Below are 19,981 nucleotides of genomic sequence, written 5' to 3' on the forward strand. Positions count from 1 at the left end.
CGGGGAGGCGCGGCCCGCCGGGCGCAGAGAGCGGCTGCGCCCGGGCGGTGGCTTCCGTGGGCCGGCCGGCGGCTCAGTGCATGACGGCCATGGCCAGCGCGCGGCGGGCGCGCATGGAGGCGCGCTCGGCACGGCGCTGCATCCGCCGGGCGGAGACCAGGCGCACGGCCTGACGTTCCGCTTCGGCCTCGTGCAGGCGGTCGTGCATATGCGCACGGGCCAGGGCTTCTGGGATGAGTTGCATTTCGCGGGTCCTGTTCTGACGCGAGTCGTTCGCGCCGATGATGGTGACGTCCGGGGTCGCGGAGCCGGCGGGCTCGGCCGTGGGGGTGGGGATGGTCATTGGTGCCTGGTTTCGGGGGTCGTGGGTCAGGGGACGGTCGATGGTTCCGATGCGCTTCATGGGCTTGGGGGCCGGGACCCCCAGGTCGGCGGTCACGCCGCGACCGGGTTCTTGCGCGGACGGCCACGGGGCCGCTTCCGGGCGACGACGACGCCCTGGATGAAGAGCTCGCCACCCCAGACGCCCCAGGGCTCGCGGCGCTCCTTGGCACCGGCGAGACATGCCTCGACGAGCGGGCAGGTGCGGCAGAGGGACTTGGCGTACTCGACGTCGGCCGGGGACTCGGCGAAGAAGACCTCCGGGTCGTAGGCGCGGCAGGGGACGGGTACGCCGAGGTTCTCGATGGCGTCGTCGAGCGCGGTGAGCGCGGTGAGGGGGGTCAAGGTGGAGTCCTCCGTGGAGCCGGGCGGGGAGATCGTGTCGGAAGGCGGTACGGACGGGGCGTGCGCTTCGAGTTGCACGGTGGTGGTGTCCTCGTCTGGTCGTTTCCGGCCTGTTGGCCGGGGGGCGGCTGGTACCAGGTCCTGCTTGTCCCGAGGCTCCTTCGTGCTGTCTCGTCCGTTGGGACAAAACAAAAGGGCCGCGGATCCCGAGTGGGGTTCCGCGGCCCTGAAGGCGCCGGCCTGATGCTGGATCAGGCTGGATCACTCCAGGGTTCAGGCCCACGGAAGGCCCACATCGTGTGGTGGTGCTTCGTCTGCTCGGTGACGCCGGCTTCCGCTCCCGCACCGACGGCCGCAAAGGCATAGGCCTGGGCCTGTCCCTTCGCTACTGCTGCCACCGGTGCCTGGGTCGGTCGCTCATTGCGCTCCCGCACGGGAAGGCCGGCCAGGGACATCGGAATGACGGCGGAGACGCCGGACACACCGGTGGCGCGCAGGGAGGACTTCGGGGAGCGGGCGAGAAGGCCGAGCGAGCAGGCGGAGACGACCGAGAGATCGGTCATTTTGTTGGTCTCGATGATGCTGATCACTTCAATCGCCTCCTCTCGGCGTCTCGGGGGACCGGCGGGCCGGTCCTGCGTATTCGGATAAGTACAGCACGGAGCCAGGGCTTCAGAGAAGCCGCTGTTTCCGTGGTTAAGAACCTATGGTGATGACTGGGGCGGGCGCAAACTATTTTTTCGACGAGTTTTTCTCACACCTCGTCGGTGGCCGCCACCTCGACCTCACGCCCGTCCCCACCTGCGCAGATGTCCAGAACGGCGGCGCCGAAGCGGCCCAGCTTCCGCGCGCCGACCCCTGCGATCCCGGCCAGTTCCCCCTCGGTGGAGGGCACCGCCTCCGCGATGGCCATCAGCGTCCGGTCGGTGAAGACGCAGTAGGCGGGCTGGCCGATCTCCCGGGCGCGGACCGCCCGCCAGTCGTGGAGCCGCTCGTACAGCGCCTCGTCCATGTCGGACGGGCAGTCGTCGCAGCGCATCAGCTTCATCTCGCCGGCGTCCGTCAGCGTCTTCCCGCAGACCCGGCACCGGGCGGGCCCCCGGGGCTTGCGACGGGCCACCGGCCGCCCGTCGCCGCCGGCGCCTCCCGCACCGCCGCCACCGCTCCAGACGCCCGCACCTCCCGCGCCGCCCGCCGCGCCCCGGCCGCCGGGGGCCGTGGAGCCGGGGCGGAGGCCGTTCAGGAAGCGGGTCGGCCGGCGCCCGGGCCGGCTGCCGGGCGACCGGGACAGCGACCACGACAGAGCGAGGTGGAGACGGGCCCGGGTGACGCCGACGTACAGCAGCCGGCGCTCCTCCTCGATCTGCTCGTCCGTCTTGGCGTAGGTGATCGGCATCATGCCCTCGGTCAGCCCGACCAGGAACACCGCGTCCCACTCCAGGCCCTTCGCCGAGTGCAGCGACGCCAGGGTGACGCCCTGGACCGTGGGGGCGTGCTGGGCGGCGGCCCGCTCGTCCAGCTCGGCGACCAGGTCGGAGAGGGTCGCCCCCGGCCTGGCCCGCTCGAAGTCCTCCGCGAGCCGCACCAGGGCGGCCAGGGACTCCCAGCGGTCGCGCACCGCGCCGGAGCCGGCCGGCGGCTCGCTGCGCCAGCCCTTCGTGGAGAGCACCGCCCGCACCTCGGCGGGAAGCCCCTCCGCGTGGTCCAGGAGCGGGTCGTTGCCGCCCGCCCGGGCCGCGCCGCGCAGGGCGACGCCCGCCTCGCGCACCTCCGCGCGCTCGAAGAACCGCTCGGCGCCCCGGAGCTGGTAGGGCACGCCCGCGTCCGCGAGAGCCTGTTCGTAGATCTCGGACTGGGCGTTGATCCGGTAGAGCACCGCGATCTCGCCGGCCGGGACACCCGCGGCGATCAGGTCGCGGATGCGGCGGGCGGTGCCCTCGGCCTCGCCGGGCTCGTCCGCATACTCGACGAAGGCGGGCTCGGGGCCGCCCTCGCGCTGCGAGACCAGGTCGAGGCGGTGCTCGGCCGCCCGGCCGGTTGCCTGGGCGAGCAGCCCGTTGGCCAGGTGGACCACCTGCGGGGTGGAGCGGTAGTCGCGGACGAGCTTGACGACGGTGGCCGCCGGGTGACGGGTGCGGAAGTTGAGCAGGTGGTCGGGGGTCGCGCCGGTGAAGGAGTAGATCGTCTGGCCGGCGTCGCCGACGACGCAGAGGCTGTCCCGGTCGCCGAGCCAGAGGTCGAGGAGCCGCTGCTGGAGCGGGCTCACGTCCTGGTACTCGTCGACCACGAAGTGCTGGTACTGGCGGCGGACGTGGTCGGCGATGTCGTGCCGGTCCTGGAGGATGCCGACGGTCAGGAGCAGCACGTCCTCGAAGTCGATCACCGTGCGCTCGCGCTTCAGCTCCTCGTAGGTCTCGTAGACCTTGGCGACCTCCGCCGGGTCGCGCGGGGCGTCCCGCTGGGCCTTGGCGACCACGGCCGGGTAGTCGGCGGGGACGGTCTGGGTGACCTTGGCCCACTCGATCTCGCTCGTGACGTCGCGCAGTTCGTTGCGGTCGAGACGCAGGCCGCAGCGGGCCGCCGCCTCGGCGACCAGCTGGACCTTGCGCTCCAGGAGCCGGGGCAGGTCGCCACCGACTGCTTTCGGCCAGAAGTACTGGAGCTGGCGCAGCGCCGCGGAGTGGAAGGTCCGCGCCTGCACTCCGCCGGCGCCCAGCTGGCGCAGCCGGCCGCGCATCTCGCCGGCCGCCCGGTTGGTGAACGTGACGGCCAGGACGCTCGACGGCTGGAGTATGCCCGCGCGCACCCCGTAGGCGATGCGGTGCGTGATGGCGCGCGTCTTGCCCGTACCGGCTCCGGCCAGCACGCACACCGGTCCCCGCAGGGCCGTCGCGACCTCGCGCTGCTCGGGGTCGAGCCCGTCGAGGACGGCGTCCGCGGTGTCCGGGACCCGGGGGAAGAGGGTGGAGTGCGTTGCTGAGGTCACCCCGCCATGCTGCCAGGTCGTACGAGGCGGGTGCGGCGGTTGTCCACAGGGGTGACGTATCCGTCGTACTAATGCCGAGGGCGCCAAACCACCACGCCGGGGGCGCCGGACCGCCGCGCCGGGGACGCCGGATCGGGCCCGCGAGGCCCGTCCCCGTAAGGCCCCCGGCGCCGGGAATGGCGGCCGGGCCCCGTACGTTCACCTGACGTGCGGCACCGCACGCCCCGCCCCCGTGTGACACACGAGACGTGACGCAGGGGCCTGACGGGCGTGACGGAACTGCCGGGACCGATGAGAAGACAGAGGAGCGCGAAAACATGCCGGGCACTGTGACGATGTACAGCACCACGTGGTGCGGCTACTGCCGTCGGCTGAAGGGGCAGATGGACCGCGAGGGCATCGCCTACAGCGAAATCAACATCGAGCAGGACCCGGAGTCGGCGGCCTTCGTCGAGAAGGCCAATGGCGGAAACCAGACGGTCCCGACCGTGCTGGTGGTCCCCGCCGGCGGCGGCGAGGACGTCGTCATGACGAACCCGAGCCTCGCCCAGGTGAAGCAGGCCCTCGGGGTCTGATCGCCCAGGATTTCCGGCACTCCCCGCCCCCTCCGGTCAGCTCACCGGTGGGGGCGGGGTCGTGTCCGGGGCCGGTCAGATGCCCGCGCGGACCGGCTTCGGGAGGGGCTTGCCGTACCAGAGCTCGATCAGGCGGGAGGCGATCGAGATACCGAACGGGGGCAGGATCTCGCCCGACTCGAACGCGGCGGTCAGCTCCTCGCGGGAGAACCAGCGCGCCTCCTCGATCTCCTCGCCGTCCACGTTGATGTCGAACGTCGTGGCGCGGGCCATGAAGCCCAGCATCAGGCTGGACGGGAACGGCCAGGGCTGGCTGGCGACGTACTCGACCTCGCCGACCGTGATACCGGCCTCCTCGAAGACCTCGCGGGCCACGGACTGCTCGATCGACTCGCCCGGCTCGACGAATCCGGCGAGCGTGGAGAAGCGTCCCTCGGGCCAGTGGACCTGGCGGCCGAGCAGGGCCCGGTCCCGGTCGTCGGTGACGAGCATGATGACCGCCGGGTCGGTGCGCGGGTAGTGCTCGGCGCCGCAGGCCGGGCAGCGGCGGATGTGGCCGGCCGCCGCGATGACCGTGCGCTCGCCGCAGCGGGAGCAGAAGCGGTGCAGCCGCTGCCAGTTCTCCAGGGCCACCGCGTGCACCATCAGGCCGGCGTCGCGGGGGCCGAGCAGCAGGCCCGCCTCGCGCAGCCCCGCCGGGCGGGCGGACTGGTCCATGCGGCCCGGCAGCGAGTCCTTCTGGAGCGCGAAGTAGCTGACGCCGTCCGCGTCCGTGCCGAGGAAGTAGCGGTGGGTCTCGGTGACGGGGGCCTCGAATGCGGGCGTCATCACGAGTTCGGTGCCGTCGTCGGTGTCGTCGATCAGCACCTGGCCCCCGGAGACCACGAAGACCCGGGTCGTCGGGTGGCTCCACGCGGCGGACAGCCATGCCTCGTCGAGGCGGTGGTGTGCCGCGCGGTCGATGCCGCTCGGCGCGGTCAGACCGATGGGCCGGTCTGCGGTGGCGTTGTCGAAGGTGCTCACAGGTGCTTCCTACTCCCCCGGGATGGATCGGGCGTTCAGAGAGTTCAGCGGAGGGCGGCCGCCAGGTCGCTCCAGAGATGGGCGGCGGTCTCGACGCCCTTGAACAGCAGGTCCAGCTCGACCTTCTCGTCGGGGGCGTGCCAGCCGTCGGACGGTACGGAGATGCCGAGGAAGAGGACGGGGGCGCCGAGCACGTCCTGGAGGTCGGCGGCGGGTCCCGAACCCCCTTCCCGGGTGAAGAGGACCTTCGTGCCGAAGGCCCGGCCCATGGCCCGGACCACGGCCTGGAGCGCCGGGTGGTCCAGGGGCGTCAGACAGGGCCGGGTGGCGGGGAGGAAGGTGATCCGGTGGCTGATTCCGGCCGGGATACGGGCCTCGGCCCAGGCCCGTACGACCTGCTGGATGTGGTCGGGGTCCTGGCCGGCCACCAGCCGGAAGCTGATCTTGGCGCGGGCGGACGAGGGGATGATCGTCTTGCTGCCGGCGCCCTGGTAGCCGCCGCCGATGCCGTTGACCTCGGCGGTCGGGCGGGCCCAGATCCGCTCCAGCGTGGAGTACCCCGCCTCGCCGGAGGCGGCCCGGGACCTGGCGGTGCGCAGCCATTCGGCCTCGTCGAACGGCAGCTCGGCGAAGAGGGCGCGTTCGGTGTCGGTGAGTTCGGCCACGCCGTCGTAGAAGCCGGGGACGGCGATCCGTCCGTCCGCGTCGTGGAGTGCGGCGACCAGGCGGGCGATCTCGGTGGCCGGGTTGGGTACGGCGCCGCCGAACGAGCCCGAGTGGATGTCCTGGCCCGGTCCGTGCAGCTCGATCTCGCACTCGGCGAGGCCGCGCATCCCGGTGCAGACGGTCGGCGTGGTCTCGTTCCACATGCCGGTGTCGGAGACGATCACCGCGTCGGCGGCGAGCCGGTCGGCGTACCGCTCGACCAGGTCGCGGAAGTGCGGGGAGCCCGACTCCTCCTCGCCCTCGACGATCAGCTTCAGGTGGACGGCGGGGGCGGTGCGGCCGGTGGCGGCGAGGTGGGCCCGGACGCCGAGGGTGTGGAAGAACACCTGCCCCTTGTCGTCGGCCGCGCCGCGTCCGTACATCCGGCCGTCGCGGATCACCGGCTCGAAGGGCTCGGTGCTCCAGCCGTCCTCGCGGGCGGCGGGCTGCACGTCGTGGTGTCCGTACACGAGGACCGCGGGAGCCGCCGGGTCGTCGGAGGGCCACTCGGCGAAGACGGCGGGCGCCCCGCCCGTCTCCCAGATCTCGGCGACCGGGAAGCCGGTCTCCTTCAGCTTGGCCGACAGCCACTCGGCGCTGCGCCGTACGTCCCCCTCGTGCTCCGGCTGGGCGGATACGGAGGGGATGCGCAGCCACTCGGCGAGGTCGTCGAGGAAGGCCGTGCGGTGCTGCTCGGTGTACGTACGGACGGCGCTGTCCGGGGTGTCGCTCATGACCTTCAGCTTATCCGTCCGACGGAAGTGGCTCGTCCAGGAGGATGCGCTCCAGCTCCGGACGGCCCGGCAGGGAGGCCGGGCGCACGGCCTCGCCGCTGCGGACGAAGAGGAAGGTGGCGGTGACGTCGCTCAGCGGCAGCCCGTGCAGTTCGGCCCAGGCCAGCCGGTAGACGGCGAGCTGGAGCGGGTCGGCGGTGTGGGTGCGGCTGGTCTTCCAGTCGACGATCTCGTACGTGTCCCCCGTGCGGTAGACGGCGTCGATACGGCCCCGGATCACCCGGCCCGCCAGCGTGATCTGGAACGGCGTCTCCACGCGGTACGGGGTGCGGCGGGCGTACGGGGTCCGCTCGAATGCCTCCTTCAGCTCGGCGAGGTCGCGCTCGTCGGCGATGTCGGCGTCGCTCTCGTCGCCGCCGGGCAGCTCGTCGGGGCCGAGCATGGGCAGCGGCAGCTCCTCGAACCGGGACTCCACCCAGGCGTGGAAGCGGGTGCCCCGGCGGGCGGCCGGCTGCGGCGGGCGGGGCATGGGCCGGGCCAGCTCCCGGGCGAAGGCGTCCGGGTCGTCGGCGAGGCGCAGCAGCTGGGTCGCGGAGAGCGAGGCGGGGACGAGGACGTCGCGCACGGTGGCGCGGGCCCGGCGCAGCTCCCCGGCCAGCGCCTCCAGGTCCCGGTCCCAGGAGGCGAGGGTGCGCGTCTCCTCGGGGGTGAGGCGGGCCGGGGTGCGGGGGGCGGGGACCTCCGGGGGCTCGGGCCGGGCCAGCAGCTCCATGACCGTGTCCGCGGCGGCCCTGCGGCGGGCCAGCGCGCCGGGGTCCAGCGGGAGCGGCCAGGCGTGGTCGGCGGAGGCGTCGGCCAGGGCCGGGTTCTCGTCGGTCCCGGGGGGCTCGTCCGCCCACGCCTCGATCTCGCCGTACCCGGCGGCGCAGTGCTCGTACAGCGCGTGCAGGAAGGCGGACGGGCCGCGGGGCTTCTTCTGGGTGGGGCCCCACCAGTGGCCGGAGCCGAGGAGCAGCGAGCGGGGGCGTGTGAAGGTGACGTAGCCGAGGCGCAGCTCCTCCGTGTGCTGGTGCTCCTTCATCTCCTCCTTGAAGCCCTTCAGGCCCTTGGCGTCGTAGCTGTGGAGGGCGGGAAGGGTGGCCGTGTCGCCGCGCAGGGCGTGCGGGAGGACCTTGGCCTGGGAGGTCCAGGCGTCCCGGGACTGGCCGCTGGGGAACTGGCCGCCGACGAGGCCGGGCACGGCGACGACGTCCCACTCAAGGCCCTTGGACTTGTGGGCGGTGAGGACCTTGACGGTGTTCTCGCCGCCGGGCAGCGCGTTGTCCAGGCCCTTCTCGTACTGGGCGGCGGTGCGCAGGAAGCCGAGGAAGGCGAGCAGCGTGGCCTCGCCGTCGACGGCGGCGAAGCGGGCGGCGATGTCGAGGAAGTTGCCGAGGGTCTCGCGGCGTCGGGCGGCCAGGGCCTGCGGGGACGCGGAGAGCTCGACCTCCAGGCCGGTGGTGGCGAGGACGCGGTGCAGGACGTCCATCAGGGGGTCGGCGAGCGAGCGGCGCAGGTCGCGCAGTTCGGCGGCGAGGCGGGCGAAGCGGATCCGGGCCTCGGTGGAGAACGGAAGCCGGTCGTCCTCCTCGCCGCCCGCGTCCAGGAAGGTGTCCAGGGCGTCGGCGAGGGAGATCACCTCGGCCGGGTCGATCCCTTCGACGGCCTCGGCGAGCCTGCGGTCGGGGTCGTGGTCCTCGTCGCTGTGGGTGGCGCGGTGGACGAGGAGGCGGGCGCGGCGGCCGAGGAGGGCCAGGTCGCGGGGGCCGATCCGCCAGCGGGGGCCGGTGAGCAGGCGGACCAGGGCGGCGTTGGCCCCGGGGTCCTGGAGGACCTCGCAGACGGCGACGAGGTCGGCGACCTCGGGGAGGTGGAGCAGCCCGGCGAGGCCGACGACCTCGACCGGGATGTCGCGGGCGACCAGGGCGGCCTGGATCTCCGGGAAGTCGCCGGCGGTGCGGCACAGGACGGCGATCTCACCGGGCGCCTTGCCGGTGCGCACGAGGTGGGCGATCGAGTCCGCGAGCCAGGCGGTCTCCTCGGCATGGGTGGGCAGCAGGGCGCAGCGGACGAGGCCGTCGCGCTCGGCGCCGGGGGCGGGGCGCAGCGCCTCGACGCCCTCGTGCATGGCGCGCAGGGGGGCCGCGAGCCCGTTGGCGAGGTGGAGGAGGCGGCCGCCGCTGCGGCGGTTCTCGCTCAGCGCGTAGCGGGTGGCGGGGGTGCCGTCGGCGTGCGGGAAGTGGTGCGGGAAGTCGTCGAGGTTGGCGACGGAGGCGCCGCGCCAGCCGTAGATGGCCTGGCAGGGGTCGCCGACGGCGGTGACGGCGTGCCCGGTCGGCTCGCCGGTGCCGGGGGTGCTGCCGAAGAGAGCGGAGAGCAGGAGGCGCTGGGCGACGGAGGTGTCCTGGTATTCGTCGAGCAGGACGACCCGGTACTCGTCGCGCAGTATCGCGCCGACCTCGGGGCGGGTGAGGGCCAGCTCGGCGGAGAGGGCGATCTGGTCGCCGAAGTCGAGGAGGTCGCGGCTCCGCTTGGCCTCGCGGTAGCGCCGGGTCAGCGCGAGCAGTTCGCGGCGGGCCTCGGCGGTCTCGGGGATCTTGCGCAGTTCGGCGTTGCTGAGCTTGGCGGTCTCCAGCGTGCGGAGCAGTTCGGTGTCGTACGCGTCGAGCTGTTCGGGGCGTACGAGGTGCTCGGCCAGCTCGGCGTCGAGGGCGAGCAGATCGCTGACGAGGGTGGGGAAGGACCTGGTCAGGGCGGGGTAGGGGCCGGGGGCCTCGCGCAGCACGCGGGCCGCGAGCTGGTAGCGGGTGGCGTCGGCGAGGAGGCGGATGCCCGGCTCGAGCCCGATGCGCAGTCCGTGCTCGGTCAGCAGCCGCCCCGCGAAGGCGTGGTACGTGGAAATGCTGGGCTCGCCCGGGGGGTTGTCCGGGTCGATCACGTCCGGGTCGGTGACTCCGGCGGCGACGAGTGCCTTGCGTACGCGCTCCGCCAGCTCACCGGCCGCCTTGTTGGTGAAGGTGAGCCCGAGGACCTGCTCGGGGGCGACCTGACCGGTGCCGACCAGCCACACCACGCGGGCGGCCATCACCGTGGTCTTCCCCGACCCGGCTCCGGCCACGATCACCTGAGGGGCGGGCGGCGCGGTGATGCAGGCCGTCTGCTCCGGGGTGAAGGGAATGCCGAGGAGCTCCTTGAGCTGCTCGGGATCGGTGAGGCGCGGGGACACTCCACAGAGGCTAACCGGCGCCACCGACAACCCGCGAAGCCGGACGAAGCCGGGCACCCTCGGCAGCCTGCAAAGCCATGCGCACCCGGCGTGCCGGGCGCCCGCCGGCAGCGCGGGCCACCGCCCGGAGAGGCCGAGAAGTGCCTCCCGCCGGTGCAACGAGCGGTCTAGGTTGTCAATGATCGTTCAGGACCGCCGCCGCTCACATCCGACGCCTTTCTGCACGCATCGCGCGGCACGCCGTCCTACACGGCACCGGCGCACGCCGGCCCGCGCGCACCGCCCATCCCGACGAGGACGCTCCTGTGAACGCCGACGCTCCCGGTCCCGCCGACCTGGACACCACCGCCGAGCTCCGTAAGCGCATCGACACGACGAAGGCGCACCCCGCTCGGGTCTACGACGTCTTCCTCGGCGGCAAGGACAACTACCCGGCCGACCGCGAGGCCGCGGCCATGGCGCTGGCCGCCAATCCGCGCGGCTACCTCACCGTGCGGCACAACCGGGACTTCATGCGGCGCGCGGTGACCCTCGCGGCGCACGACGGCATCCGGCAGTTCCTGGACATCGGCACCGGGCTGCCGACACAGGCGAATGTGCACCAGATCGCGCAGGGCATCGCGGCCGAGTCCCGCGTGGTCTACGTCGACAACGACCCGGTGGTCCTGGTGCACGCTCAGGCCCTGCTCACCAGCGGTCCCGAGGGCCGTACCGACTACATCGAGGCGGACCTGCGGGACCCGGACCGCATCCTGGAGGCCGCCCGCCGCACCCTCGACTTCGACCGGCCGGTCACCCTGGTCCTGGCGGCCGTGACCCACTTCATCGAGGACGAGACGGCCTACCCGGTCGTGAAGCGGCTCGTGGACGCGCTCGCCCCCGGCAGCGTCCTCGTCCTGAGCAACGTCGGCTCGGACCTCAACCAGGAGCAGGTCGGCAGCATCACGAAGGGTTTCAAGGACCGCGGCTTCGCCATGGTGCGCCGGTCGTACGCCCAGATGGAGCGCTTCGTCACCGACAACGGCCTGGAGCTGCTCGACCCCGGCATCGTCCCCGTGCACCGCTGGCGTCCCGAGCGGGTCGTCGACCTGCCGGAGGCCGAGGACCCCGACCCCGAGTTCGTGGCGGGCCTGGACGAGCTGGACCGTACGCGCTACCAGGACATCAACGACGTCACCGACGCCGATGTCAGTGTCTACGGCCTGGTGGCCCGCAAGCACTGATCACTCGACGACGTGCCGCCCCTCCGGCTGCGCGCTGCACGACGCCTTGAAGGCGCAGTGCCCGCAGTGCTGGCCGGTCGAGGGGGTGAACCGTTCGTCCAGTACGCGGCCCGCGGCGGTCGCCAGCAGGTCGGAGACCCACTCTGAGTCCGGCGGCGCCTGCGCCTGGACCTTGGGCGCGGCGTCGCCGCCCTCCTTCTTGGGGGCGGCCTGGCGCAGCTGTACGAGTTCGGCACCGCCCGGCTCGGGCCGCGTACCGCCGAAGGCGTCGTCGACCGCCCCTTCCCGTACCGCCAGCTGGTAAACGGCGAGCTGGGGGTGGTGCTGCACCTCGTCCTTCGTCGGGGCCTGCTTGCCGGTCTTGAAGTCGACGACGTAGGCCCGGTCCTCGGCGTCCCGCTCGACGCGGTCCATGGAGCCCCGGATACGCACCTCGTACTCTCCCGCCTCCAGCGTCACGTCGAAGTCGTGCTCACTGGCGACGGGTGTGCGGCCGGCCCGGTCCATGACGTGCCAGCGCAGGAAGCGTTCGAGGGCTGCGCGTGCCTGGTCCTTCTCCTGGTGCGACTTCCAGGGGGCGTCGAAGACGAGTCCGTCCCAGACCGAGTCGAGGCGTTCCATGAGGACGGCCAGATCGGCGGGCGTACGGCCGGAGGCGACCTCGTCGGCCAGGACGTGGACGACGTTGCCGAAGCCCTGGGCGGCGGTCGCCGGCTCGTCGGCCTTCACCTCGCGGCCCAGGAACCACTGGAGCGCGCAGGTGTTGGCGAGCTGGTCGAGCGCGCTGCCGGAGAGGGTGACGGGCTGGTCCCGGTCGCGCAGCGGTACCGCCGAGCGGGTCGGCTCGTACAGGCCCCACCAGCGGTACGGGTGGGCGGCGGGCACGAGCGGCCGGTCGTCCTCGTCGCTGAGCGCCGCCAGCCGGGCCAGGCGCCGGGCGGCCTCCTCGCGCAGCGCGTCCGACGCGGCGGGGTCCACGGTGGTGGCGCGCAGCTCTGCGACGAGCGCGGCGACGGACAGCGGGCGGCGCGGGCGCCCGGTGACGTCCCGGGGTTCGACGCCCAGCTCGGCGAGGAAGCGCGAGGGCTGGTCGCCGTCGTCGGCGGGGGCCTTGACCGCGGTGACGACCAGGCGCTCGCGGGCGCGGGTCGCCGCCACGTAGAACAGCCGCCGCTCCTCCGCGAGGAGGGCGCCGGGAGTCAGGGGTTCGGCGAGGCCGTCGCGGCCGATCCGGTCCGCTTCGAGCAGCGAGCCGCGGCGGCGCAGGTCCGGCCAGAGCCCCTCCTGCACGCCCGCGACGACGACGAGCCGCCACTCCAGGCCCTTGGAGCGGTGAGCGGTCATCAGCCGGACGGCGTCGGGGCGGACCGCGCGCCGGGAGAGGGTGTCGGCCGCGATGTCCTGGGCGTCGACCTCCTCCAGGAAGTTCAGCGCACCCCGGCCGCCGGTGCGCTCCTCGGCACGGGCGGCGGTGTCGAACAGGGCGCAGACCGCGTCGAGGTCGCGGTCCGCGTTGCGCCCGGCGGCGCCCCCGCGCAGGGCCGCGCGCTCCAGCCGGTCCGGCCACGGGGTGCCGGACCACAGCGCCCACAGAGCCTCCTCGGCGGTGCCGCCGGCCTCCAGCAGTTCGCGCGCGGTACGCAGCAGAGCGCCCAGACGCTGGGCGCCCCGGGCGTACGACGGGTCGTGCGTCACCAGCCGCTCCGGCTCGGCGAGCGCACGGGCCAGCAGCTCGCCGGAGGGCGCGGGCACGCGGTTGCCCGCGGCGCGCTCCTCGTCCCGCAGTGCGCGGCCGAGGCGCCGCAGATCGGCGGCGTCCATCGCGCCGAGGGGCGAGGAGAGCAGGGTGAGCGCGGTCTCGGTACCGAGCCACGGCGCGGGGCCGTCGGGAGCCTTGGCGTCCACGGGAGCCTTGGCGTCCACGGGAGCCGCCGGGGTCTCGGGAGCTTTGGCGGCCTCGGGAGCCACCGGGGTCTCGGGAGCCTTGGCGTCCTCGGGGGCCGCCGGGGTTTCGGGAGCCTCAGCCGCCCCACCCCCCAGCGCCGCCGCCGCCACCGCGCGCAGCGCCGTCAGGAGGGGGCCCACCGCCGGCTCGTGGCGCAGGGCCAGGTCGTCGCCGTCCACCTCCAGCGGGACGCCCGCCGAGATCAGGGCCCGGCGCAGGGAGGGCAGCGTGCGGCCGCCGGCCCGGACGAGCACCGCCATCTCGGACCATGGCACCCCGTCCTCCAGGTGCGCCCGGCGCAGCAGGTCCGCGATGTTGTCCAGCTCCGTGGAGGCGGTCGGGTAGGTGTACGCCTCCACGCTGCCGCCCTCGCGGACCGCGCGCAGTTCGCGGTGGGCGCGGACCTTCGCCGACGGCAGCCGGGTGAGCGGCATCCGCCGGGTCAGCAGCCGGGTGGCGTCGAGCAGCCGGTCGCCGGAACGGCGCGAGGTCGTGAGGACGCCGACCGGGGCCGGGGCCCCGTCCGCGCGCCGGAACATCTCGGGGAAGTCGAGGATGCCGTTCACATCGGCGCCCCGGAACGCGTAGATCGACTGGTCCGGGTCACCGAAGGCGATCAGGTCGCGTCCGCCGCCGCCTCCCGGTGCGCTCCCCCGGTTGCCGGCCAGCGCGTGCAGCAGCCGCACCTGGGCGGGGTCGGTGTCCTGGTACTCGTCGACGAGGACCGCGTCGTACTTCTCGGCCAGCAGCGCCGACACCTCGGGGCGCTCCGCGAGCAGCACCGCGCGGTGCACCAGCTCCGCGTAGTCGAGCACGCCCTGGGCGTCCAGCACGTCGAGGTACTCGGCGAGGAAGCGGGCGGCGGCGCCCCAGTCGGGCCGGCCGGTGCTCCGGGCGAAGTCGGCGAGGGAGTCGGGGCCGAGGCCCAGCTCACGGCTGCGGGCGAGCACCGCGCGTACCTCGTCGGCGAAGCCGCGCGTGGTCAGGCAGGCGCGCAGCTCGTCGGGCCAGCGGATGTGCGGGCGCCCCTCCTTCTCCAGGTCGAGCTGGCCGGCCAGCAGGTCGCGGACGGTCACGTCCTGCTCGGGGCCGGAGAGCAGCCGCAGCGGGTCCGCGAAGAGGTCGGCGTCCTGGTGGGCGCGGACGAGGGCGTAACAGAAGGAGTGGAAGGTGGTGGCCTGCGGTCCCCGGGCGGCGCCGAGCCGGGCGGCCATCCGGTCGCGCAGTTCGACGGCGGCCTTGCGGCTGAAGGTGAGGATCAGCAGGCGGGCCGGGTCGGTGCCCTTGGCGATGCGCGCGGCGACGGCCTCGACGAGCGTGGTGGTCTTGCCCGTACCGGGTCCGGCGAGGACCAGGAGCGGTCCGCCGGGGTGATCAACCACCGCGCGCTGCGCCGCGTCCAGGAGAGGGGGCTCCACCGAACCCGGCAGGGTACGCACCAGCCGGTACGGGCCCGTGGTCCCCGGCCGTGCGTGACGGTGGGGACTGGTGGTGGAGGAGGTGCTCACGTGGGTTCGCCGGTCCTGAGGGGTGTACGGGTGGTGAGGGCGCGCTGTCGCCCGCGAACTGAAGACGCTACTCCGGCACGCCCCCGGAATGCGCCGGGACGGCTGCGGAGCGCGTCACGTTCTCCGGGTTCCGGGGCCCCGGCCGATGCGGCGACGCCCCCGGACCGGCCGGCCCCCGCGGCCCGTCGGCGCCCGCGCCGACCCGGCTCCGCCCGATCCGCCGTCCGATGGCCGAAGCTGTCAGGTGTGAGCTCCCCCACCGCCGCCGGCCGCCTCCGCCGGGCCGCCCGTCACCCCGTCCCACCGCGCGCGCCGCATGTCCAGGCGCGGGAGGTGGCCCTCCGCGCTCGCGGGGACCTCGCGCAGCGGGGTGCTCTCCGCGCGGTAGTGGTCCAGGGCGCGCAGCTCGTGGCCGGGCAGCAGCTTGCCGTCGGAGCGCACCACGCGCCACCACGGCACCGCGCTCCCGTACAGCGCCATGGCCCGGCCGACCTGGCGCGGGCCGCCCTCCTCCAGCCACTCCGCGACATCGCCGTACGTCATGACGCGGCCGGGCGGGATCAGTTCGGCGACGTCGAGCACGCGCTCCGCGTACTCCGGCAGCGCGTCGCCCGTCGGGTGTTCGCTCATCCGCCCCATCCTGCCGTACCCCACCGACACTCCCCTTCGGGCCGTGTCCGCGCGCACACGCAGCGTGCGCGCGGCGGGAAAGTTGCGTATCTTGCGCTTCGCACGCCCCCGCATCGCACCCTGATGCCCCCTTGCGCCCGTCGGCCGTGCCACCATCATGCGGGCGGTGACCGGTGATACGAGAACACGAAGACCAATCAGAGGCGACGAAGGAGCAGGGCGTGCAGCCACCGAAGGCGGCCGACGACGCCTCCGATGCCGAGCCGCGTCCGGACAGTGACCGGCGGCGGCCGGAGACGGACGCGGAGTACCCGGCAGGTTCGACGCTCGCCACCTCCGACGAGGCGCTGACCGAGCGCGTCTCCGGGGACGAACCCCTGCTGCCCGCCCGTGTGCACCGCCCCTCCGACCTGATGCGCCTGCTCATCGGGGTGCTGGCGGTCGTCGTGCTGTTCTCCGTCGCCGCCTTCGCCCACGGCACGACCACCGGCCTCGAACAGGACATCAACAAGGGCACGGGCCAGGCTCCCGACCTGCTGATCAAGCTGGCCGGGCTGGTCTCCAGCATCGCCGTGCTGCTCGTCCCGGTCGCCTTCGCCATCGAGCGGCTGATCAAACGCGACGGGCTGCGCATCGCGGACGGGGTGCTGGCCGCGGTCCTGGCGCACGGCGTGACGCTCGCCACGGACCTCTGGGTCGCCAAGGCCGCCTCCGGAACGTTGCGGGACGCGCTGACCCAGCCGCAGCCAGGTGACGCGGTCACCGACCCCGTACACGGCTACCTCGCCCCTGTGATCGCGTACATGACCGCCGTCGGCATGGCGAGACGGCCGCGCTGGCGGGTCGTGCTGTGGATGGTGTTGCTGCTGGACGCCTTCGCGATGCTGGTCGGCGGCTACACGACCCCGTTCTCCATCGTGCTGACGGTGCTCATCGGCTGGACGGTGGCGTACGGCACGCTGTACGCGGTCGGCTCGCCGAACGTCCGCCCGACCGGCCAGCACCTGATGGCCGGCCTGCGGCACGTCGGCTTCCGGCCGGTCACCGCGATGCGTGCCGAGGAGGCGCCCGACGCCGGCGACCAGAGCGACCGGGGGCGCCGCTATCTGGTGTCCCTGGAGGACGGGCCACCGCTCGACGTGACCGTCGTCGACCGCGAGCAGCAGGCCCAGGGCTTCTTCTACCGGGTGTGGCGACGGCTCACCCTGCGCGGCATCACCCAGCGGCGGTCCATCCAGTCGCTGCGCCAGGCCCTGGAGCAGGAGGCGCTGCTCGCGTACGCGGCCATCGCCGCCGGTGCCAACGCGCCCAAGCTCATCGCCACCTCCGAGCTGGGCCCGGACGCCGTGATGCTGGTCTACGAGCACATCGGCGGCCGGTCCCTGGACGCCCTGGAGGACGCCGAGATCACCGACGACGTGGTGCGCGGTGCCTGGGAGCAGGTGAAGGCGCTCCAGTCGCGCCGGATCGCGCACCGCAGGCTCACGGGCGACGCCATCCTGGTGGATCGTTTCGGCAAGGTGTTCATCACCGATCTGCGCGGCGGTGAGATCGCGGCCGGTGACCTGGTGCTGCGGATGGACGTCGCGCAGCTGCTCACCACGACCGGTCTACGGGTGGGACCCGAGCGGGCCGTGGCCGCCGCGCTCGCCGTGCTCGGCCCGGACGCGGTCGCCGACTGCCTGCCGCTGCTCCAGCCGATCGCGCTCAGCCGCTCCACCCGGGCGCACCTGCGCCGGCTCGCCCGGGAACGGTCGCAGCGCGAGCGCGAGGCCGTCCTGGAGGCGTCCGACGCGGCCAAGCGCGCCAGGGCCGAGGACGCCGAGCTGTCCAAGGAGGACCGCAAGAGCGCCCGCAAGTCGCTGCGCACCGAGAAGCAGGCCGAGAAGCGGGCCATGGACGACGCGCTCGAAGAGGCGCGCGAGGAGGACCTGCTCTCCCAGATCCGCCGGGAGGTCCTGCTGATCCGTCCGCAGGCCCCGGTCGAACCGGTCCGCCTGGAACGCATCAAGCCGCGCACCCTGTTCAGCTTCATCGCCGGTGCCATCGCCGCGTACTTCCTGATCTCGCAGGTCACCGAGGCCGACTTCGGGGCGGTCGTGGAGCAGGCGGAGTGGGGCTGGGTGGCCGCCGCGCTCGGCTTCTCGGCCCTCAGTTACGTGGCCGCCGCGATGAGCCTGCTGGGCTTCGTGCCCGAGCGGGTGTCGTTCGGCAAGACGGTCCTCGCCCAGGTCGCCGGGTCGTTCGTGAAGATCGTGGCGCCCGCGGCGGTCGGCGGGGTCGCGCTGAACACCCGGTTCCTCCAGCGTTCCGGGGTCCGGCCCGGGCTCGCGGTGGCCAGTGTGGGCGCCTCGCAGCTGTTCGGTCTGGGCTGCCACATCCTGCTGCTGGGCGCCTTCGGCTATCTGACCGGCACCGAGAAGACCCCGTCCTCGCTCACCCCGTCCAGGACCGTGATCGCCGGGCTGCTGACGGTGGCCGTGCTGGTGCTCGTGGTCACCGCGATCCCGTTCCTGCGGAAGTTCGTGGTGACCCGGGTGCGGTCGCTGTTCGCCGGGGTCGTGCCCCGCATGCTCGATGTGGTGCAGCGGCCGCAGAAACTGCTCACCGGCATCGGCGGGATGCTGCTCCTGACGGGCCTGTTCGTGATGTGCCTGGACGCGTCGGTGCGGGCGTTCAGCGGACCGGACACCCCGCACCTCAGCTACGCGAGCATCGCGGTCGTCTTCCTCGCCGGCAACGCGCTCGGCTCGGCCGCGCCGACCCCGGGCGGAATGGGCGCGGTCGAGGGTGCGCTGACGCTGGGTCTGATCGCGGTCGGGCTGCCGAAGGAGGTCGCCGCCCCGGCGGTGCTGCTGTTCCGGCTGATGACCCTGTGGCTGCCGGTCCTTCCCGGCTGGCTGTGCTTCAACCACCTCACGCGCAAGGGCGAGCTCTGAGCCACTGAGCCCCACGGTCGCCCGCGAGGGGCTTTGGCTGCACCGGCCACCCACTTGGACCGGCACCCCGTGCACCCGCCCCCGCGCCACCGCAGCATGGAGCGATGAGGACCTCCCCTGCCCTGCGCGCCGCGGCCCTCGCCGCCACCGTGACCGTGCTGTTCCCGCTCGCCGGCTGCGCGGACGGCGGTGACAAGGACGCGGCCGACCGCCCGACGAACGCGCCGCGCGCGGCGAACGCCGCCACCGGCACCCCGTCCGGCCTCGCCTCCCAGAAGCTGACGTGGAAGAAGTGCCCCGCCCCTTCCCAGGCGCAGGGGGGCGGCAAACCGCCGTCGCCGCTGCCGGGCGGGGCGGACTGGGAGTGCGCCTCCATGAAGGCCCCCCTCGACTACGCGAAGCCCGACGGCGACACCATCGAGCTGGCGCTGATCCGTGCCAGGGCCATCAACGCGAAGAAGCGGATCGGATCGCTGATCTTCAACTTCGGCGGCCCCGGCGGCTCGGGCGTCGCCACCCTGCCCGCCTTCGGCAGCGAGTACGACAAGCTGCGCACCCGCTACGACCTGGTGAGCTTCGACCCGCGCGGAGTGGGGAACAGCGACGGCGTCGAGTGCGAGACCGACAAGCAGCTGGACGCGCGCTACCAGGAGGACGGCACCCCGGACGACGCGGCGGAGCAGAAGGCGTTCGTCCAGGACACCAAGAGGTTCGCCGCCGCCTGCGAGAAGCGGTCCGGCAAGCAGCTTCCCTTCGTCGGTACCACCAACGCCGCCCGCGACATGGACCTGATGCGCCAGGTACTCGGCGACGAGAAGCTGTACTACTTCGGCATCTCGTACGGCACCGAGCTGGGCGGCGTCTACGCGCATCTGTTCCCCAAGACCGTGGGCCGGTCGGTCCTGGACGCGGTCGTCGACCCGACCCAGAACGCCGAGGAGTCCTCGCTCGGCCAAGCCAAGGGCTTCCAGCTCGCCCTGGACAACTTCGCCAAGGCCTGCGCGGACCGGGGCGACGCCTGCAAGCTGCCCGGGTCCGACGCGAAGGAGATCGAGCAGGGCATCTCCGGGCTGCTGGACCGGCTGGAGAAGAAACCCGTCCAGGGCATCGGCGCCCGGAAGCTGACGGAGACCCAGGCCACCACCGGCATCGCGGCGGCCCTCTACTCCAAGGAGACCTGGCCGCTGCTGGAACAGGGTGTGGACGAGGCCGACGGCGGGAACGGCGCCCTGCTCCTGGCACTCGCCGACTCCCTCAACGGCCGCTCCGACGACGGCCGCTACGACAACTCGGCCGCCGCCTACACGGCGATCAGCTGCGCCGACTCGCGCGAGCGGTTCACCGTGGACCAGACCAAGGCGAAACTCCCCGCATTCCGTGACGCCTCGCCCGTCTTCGGGAACTACCTCGGCTGGGGCCTGATGGGCTGCACCGACTGGCCGGTCAAGGGCACCTGGAAGACCCCCGACGTCAGCGCCCCCGGCTCCGCCCCCATCCTCGTCATCGGCAACACCGGCGATCCGGCGACCCCGTACGAGGGCGCCGAGGCGATGGCCGAGGAACTGGGCGAGGGCGTCGGCGTGCAGATGACGTACAAGGGCCAGGGACACGGCGCGTACAACAGCGGCGACGCCTGCGTACAGAAGGCGGTCGGCGGCTACCTGCTCGACGGCAAGGTCCCGGATTCCGGCACGGTCTGCGGCTGAACGTCCGCGGGGCTCC

13 protein-coding genes are annotated in these 19,981 nt (G+C 73.4%); 4 read left to right on the forward strand and 9 right to left on the reverse strand.

From position 1 onward, the window contains the following. Positions 1-73: 73 nt before the first annotated feature. From BLW14_RS10235 to BLW14_RS10250, 4 genes are all read right to left on the reverse strand, one after another. Positions 74-403 (reverse strand): hypothetical protein, encoded by a 330-nt coding sequence (locus BLW14_RS10235; protein ID WP_093710691.1) that lies wholly within the window; start codon positions 401-403, stop codon positions 74-76. A gap of 32 nt (positions 404-435) precedes the next feature. Next, positions 436-804, reverse strand: a complete 369-nt coding sequence (locus BLW14_RS10240) for a WhiB family transcriptional regulator (protein WP_093706437.1) — start codon at positions 802-804, stop codon at positions 436-438. Positions 805-977: 173 nt separating this feature from the next. Continuing rightward, a complete protein-coding gene (locus BLW14_RS10245) occupies positions 978-1,316 on the reverse strand; it encodes a hypothetical protein (RefSeq protein WP_093706439.1) in 339 nt (112 codons plus the stop codon). A gap of 164 nt (positions 1,317-1,480) precedes the next feature. Then, the gene (locus BLW14_RS10250; protein WP_093706441.1) at positions 1,481-3,712 is read right to left on the reverse strand and encodes an ATP-dependent DNA helicase UvrD2; all 2,232 of its coding nucleotides are present in this window, start codon (positions 3,710-3,712) and stop codon (positions 1,481-1,483) included. A 317-nt stretch (positions 3,713-4,029) separates the two neighbouring features. Here BLW14_RS10250 and BLW14_RS10255 point away from each other — a divergent pair, with 317 nt between their 5' ends. Continuing rightward, the gene (locus BLW14_RS10255; RefSeq protein ID WP_018520850.1) at positions 4,030-4,287 is read left to right on the forward strand and encodes a glutaredoxin domain-containing protein; all 258 of its coding nucleotides are present in this window, start codon (positions 4,030-4,032) and stop codon (positions 4,285-4,287) included. A gap of 75 nt (positions 4,288-4,362) precedes the next feature. Here BLW14_RS10255 and nudC read toward each other — a convergent pair whose 3' ends face one another. From nudC to BLW14_RS10270, 3 genes are read right to left on the reverse strand one after another with little or no spacing between them, the layout of a single operon-like run. Next, positions 4,363-5,310 (reverse strand): NAD(+) diphosphatase, encoded by a 948-nt coding sequence (gene nudC, locus BLW14_RS10260; RefSeq protein WP_018520851.1) that lies wholly within the window; start codon positions 5,308-5,310, stop codon positions 4,363-4,365. A 44-nt stretch (positions 5,311-5,354) separates the two neighbouring features. Further along, a complete protein-coding gene (locus BLW14_RS10265; protein WP_093706442.1) occupies positions 5,355-6,749 on the reverse strand; it encodes a dipeptidase in 1,395 nt (464 codons plus the stop codon). A gap of 10 nt (positions 6,750-6,759) precedes the next feature. Beyond that, positions 6,760-10,014 (reverse strand): ATP-dependent DNA helicase, encoded by a 3,255-nt coding sequence (locus BLW14_RS10270; protein WP_093706444.1) that lies wholly within the window; start codon positions 10,012-10,014, stop codon positions 6,760-6,762. A 305-nt stretch (positions 10,015-10,319) separates the two neighbouring features. Between BLW14_RS10270 and BLW14_RS10275 the strand changes: the two genes are divergently transcribed. After that, complete coding sequence (locus BLW14_RS10275) at positions 10,320-11,237, forward strand: SAM-dependent methyltransferase (protein ID WP_093706446.1); 918 nt, start codon at positions 10,320-10,322, stop codon at positions 11,235-11,237. On the opposite strand, the gene BLW14_RS10280 is transcribed toward BLW14_RS10275, so the two are convergent. Then, positions 11,238-14,690, reverse strand: coding sequence for an ATP-dependent helicase (locus BLW14_RS10280; protein ID WP_093706448.1), 3,453 nt, complete (start codon positions 14,688-14,690; stop codon positions 11,238-11,240). Positions 14,691-14,930: 240 nt separating this feature from the next. Next, the gene (locus tag BLW14_RS10285) at positions 14,931-15,320 is read right to left on the reverse strand and encodes an MGMT family protein (protein WP_093706450.1); all 390 of its coding nucleotides are present in this window, start codon (positions 15,318-15,320) and stop codon (positions 14,931-14,933) included. Positions 15,321-15,541: 221 nt separating this feature from the next. Between BLW14_RS10285 and BLW14_RS10290 the strand changes: the two genes are divergently transcribed. Next, positions 15,542-18,259, forward strand: a complete 2,718-nt coding sequence (locus tag BLW14_RS10290) for a lysylphosphatidylglycerol synthase domain-containing protein (RefSeq protein ID WP_093706452.1) — start codon at positions 15,542-15,544, stop codon at positions 18,257-18,259. 104 nt (positions 18,260-18,363) lie between these two features. Beyond that, on the forward strand, positions 18,364-19,965 hold the full coding sequence (locus BLW14_RS10295; protein ID WP_093706454.1) for an alpha/beta hydrolase: 1,602 nt from the start codon (positions 18,364-18,366) through the stop codon (positions 19,963-19,965). The last annotated feature ends 16 nt before the right edge of the window (positions 19,966-19,981 follow it).

This window comes from Streptomyces sp. 2131.1, from assembly GCF_900105515.1.
In the GTDB taxonomy this organism is placed as follows: Bacteria; Actinomycetota; Actinomycetes; order Streptomycetales; family Streptomycetaceae; genus Streptomyces; species Streptomyces drozdowiczii.